Here is a 3,220-nt window from a genome sequence, read left to right as displayed (position 1 = left end):
CTGGCCCGCTCCGGGCCGCCGATCACCGCATGGGCCGCACCCCGCAGTCCCGCACCGCCCCCCTCCCTGCTGCTCCGCCGCCGCAGCGCCCACCCCGCCGAACTCGGCTCCTTCCGCGCGCCCCCGGACCGCGCCGCCCTCGCCCGCGTACTCGCCGAAGCCCACGCCGCCTGCCCCGAGGGCCCGCGCTGGTGTCTGGCCCTCGGCGGGGACCGGCCCGGGCTGGCGGAGGCGGGACCCGACGGCGCCCTGCGGACCCTCGCCACCGGAGACGTACTCCCCACCCTCGCCGTCTGGGCCGCGCGCCAGGGCTGGATCGCCGGCGCGGGCGCCGTGCTCCTCGCCTACGGCTGCCCCCACGACGCCACCCCGCGGCGCGTCCTCCACGACCATCTCCGCGCGGGCTACGGCATCGGACACGCCCAACTCGCCGCCGCCGCCCTCGGACTCGCGTCCCGGCCCATCGGGTCCTGGCAGCGAGCCGATCTCGGGGCCGCGCTCGGCGGGGAGCCGGGCCGGGACTGGATTCTGCACGGGCTCGCCCTCGCCACCGCCGCCGACCGCGCCACCACGGAAGCCGCGCACCGCGCCACCACGGAAGCCGCGCACCGCGCCACCACGGAAGCCGCCCACCGCACCACCACCGAAGCCGCCCACCGCACCACCACGGAAGAAGACACCACATGATGCTCCACCCGGAGCTGCTGCGCGCGGCCCGGACCGCCCGCGGGCCGCTGCTCAAGGCCACCGCGCTCCTCGCCGCCGTCACGGGCGCCCACCTCGTCCAAGCCGTGCTGCTCGCCCTCGCCCTCGCGGGGATCGCCCGGGGCGAGACCGGCGCGCTCCCCGCGCTCCTCGCCGCCGTCCTCGCCGCCGTGCTGCTGCGCGCCGTCCTCACCCGGCGGCAGCGGCGGATCGCCGTCGACGCCGGAGCGGCCGTGCGCACCGGGCTCCGCGACGAGCTGCTGAGGCGGCTCGGGCACGGCGGCCCGCCCGAGAACGCGGGGGCGCGGGCCGGCGCCGTACGGGCCGTGCTCGTGGACGGCGTCGAGGGGGTGGACGCCTATGTGTCGCGGTATCTCCCGCAGGCCCTCGTCACCTGCGCGGTACCGCCGCTGCTGCTCGTCGCCGTCCTGTTCATCGAGCCCCTGGCGGCGGCCGTGCTCGCCCCCGCCCTGGTGCTCGCCCTCTTCGCACCCCGCTGGTGGGACCGGCTGCTGGAGCGGCGCGGCCAGCGGCACTGGGGTGCGTACGAGGCGCTCTCCGCCGACTATCTGGAGTACCTCCAGGGGATGCCCGCGCTCCGCGCCGCCGGGGCCGTGGGCTGGGTCCGGGCCCGGCTGGAACGGCGTTCGGCGGAGCTGCACCGCGCCACCGTCGCCAAACTGCGCGTCTCCCTCGTCGACACCGGCATCACCGATCTGGCCGTACAGGGCGGGACGGTGGCCGCCGTGCTCGTCGCCTGCGCCATGCCCCACGCACCGGGAACGGCCGGGGCCTATCTCGTCCTCATGCTGGCGTCCGAGTGCTTCCGGCCGGTCCGCGATCTCTCCCGGGAGTGGCACTCCGGCTATCTGGGCGTCTCGGCGGCGGACGGGATCGCCGCGCTGCGCACCGCGCCGGAGGCCGTGGCGGACCGGGGACGGCTGAGCGCAGACTGGAGCGGACCGCCCGAAGTCCGCTTCGACGCGGTCGGCTTCACCCACCCCGGCGGCGGGCGGCCCGCGCTCGACGGGGTCTCCTTCACCGCCCCCGCGGGGCGCACCACCGCGATCGTCGGGCCCTCCGGCGCGGGCAAGTCCACACTTCTCGGGCTGCTGCTGCGCGAACGCGACCCGGACAGCGGGCGGGTGCTCGTCGGCGGGGCCGAGACCACCGCGTACCGGCTCGGGGCGCTGCGGCGACAGATCGCCGTCGTCTCCCAGGACACGTATCTCTTCCATGCCTCCGTCGCCGACAACCTCCGGCTCGGACGGCCGGGCGCGGACGACGAGGAGCTGTACGCGGCGGCCCGCGCGGCCGGCGTCCATGAGGAGATCGTCCGGCTGCCCGAGGGGTACGCCACCGTGGTCGGCGAGCGGGGTTCCACCCTCTCGGGCGGGCAGCGGCAACGGCTCGCTCTGGCGCGGGCGCTGCTCGCCGACGCGCCCGTGCTGGTGCTGGACGAGGCGACCAGCGCCGTGGACGAACGGCGGGAGGCCGCGATCGTCCGGGAGCTGCTGCGGGCGGCGCGGGGGCGGACCTGTCTGGTCGTCGCCCACCGGCTGGCGTCCGTGCGCGACGCCGACCGGATCGTGGTGCTGGACGGCGGGCGCGTCGAGGCGGTCGGCGGGCATGACGCGCTGCTGGCGCTCGACGGTGTGTACGCACGGCTGGTCGAGGCGGTGCGTGCCGCGTGAACGCGTCATCTCATACGGATACGAGTACGGATACGAGTACGGCTCCGGCCCCGGACGAGCGCGAGCGCGGCTCGCTGCGGGCCCTGCTGCCGGTGCTGGGCGTGCACCGGGGCATGACGGCGCGGACCGTGTGCGCGGCCCTCGCCGGGCAGTCGGCGCTCGTCGCGCTGATCACGCTGGCCGCGCACACCGTGGGAACGGCGGTGGCGGAGCGGGCCGCGCCCGGCCCCGGCGTCATCGCCGCGCTGATCGGGCTCGTCCTGGCGCGGGCGCTCGCGACCTGGTGGGAGATGGACCTCTCGCACGATCTGGCCTACCGGGTGCTCGCCGAGCTGAGGGTGCGCGTATTCGACGGGCTGGCCCGCAGCGCCCCCGCGCGGATCGCGGGACGGCGCAGCGGGGATCTCGCGTCGGCGGCGATGGGGGATGTGGAGGCGCTGGAGTTCTTCTACGCGCACGCCGTGGCGCAGCTGGTCGCGTCGGGTGCGGTGTTCGGAGGCGGCGTCGTGGTGCTGGGCGCGGTCGAGCCATGGCTGCTGCTCGCGGTGGTCCCGGCCGCGGCGCTGCTCGCGCTCGCCCCTCTGCTGGAGGGGCGGGGGCGGGCGGTGCGCGGTGCGCGCACCCGCGCGGCGTCGGCCGAGCTGTCCGCCCACGCCGTGGAGAGTGTGGACGGGCTGCGGGAGCTGCTGGCCTTCGGCGGGTTGACGGAGCGCCGGAGGGAGCTGCGGGCGAGGGGCGCGCGGCTGGGGGAGGCCCAGCGGGCCGAGCGCGCCTTCGAGGCGGACGCGGCGGCGGTACGCGATCTGGTGGTGGCGGCGGCG

General features: G+C 77.3%; 2 protein-coding genes and 1 pseudogene. All 3 read left to right on the top strand.

Features of this window, described 5'->3' with window-relative positions; all coding sequences use genetic code 11:
• Positions 1-687: pseudogene (locus tag FF041_RS37740) on the top strand (nitroreductase); the annotation flags it as partial.
• Entirely contained in the window at positions 684-2,399 is a 1,716-nt protein-coding gene (locus FF041_RS07180) for an ABC transporter ATP-binding protein/permease (protein WP_153521521.1), read from the top strand. The pseudogene FF041_RS37740 and the gene FF041_RS07180, both read left to right, overlap by 4 nt.
• Positions 2,396-3,220, top strand: an 825-nt coding sequence (locus FF041_RS07175) for an ABC transporter transmembrane domain-containing protein (RefSeq protein ID WP_407698119.1), incomplete at its 3' end; no start/stop codon positions are given. The genes FF041_RS07180 and FF041_RS07175, both read left to right, overlap by 4 nt.

The sequence above is a fragment of the Streptomyces jumonjinensis genome, assembly GCF_009600885.1.
GTDB classification, from domain to species: Bacteria; Actinomycetota; Actinomycetes; order Streptomycetales; family Streptomycetaceae; genus Streptomyces; species Streptomyces jumonjinensis.
Note: the sequence above shows the minus strand (reverse complement) of the source record. Positions and strands in the feature narration are given on the sequence as shown.

Bases quoted from the DNA above. Each gene is read 5' to 3' on its own strand.
- FF041_RS07180 (WP_153521521.1), top strand. From the start codon at position 684: ATGATGCTCCACCCGGAGCTGCTGCGCGCGGCCCGGACCGCCCGCGGG.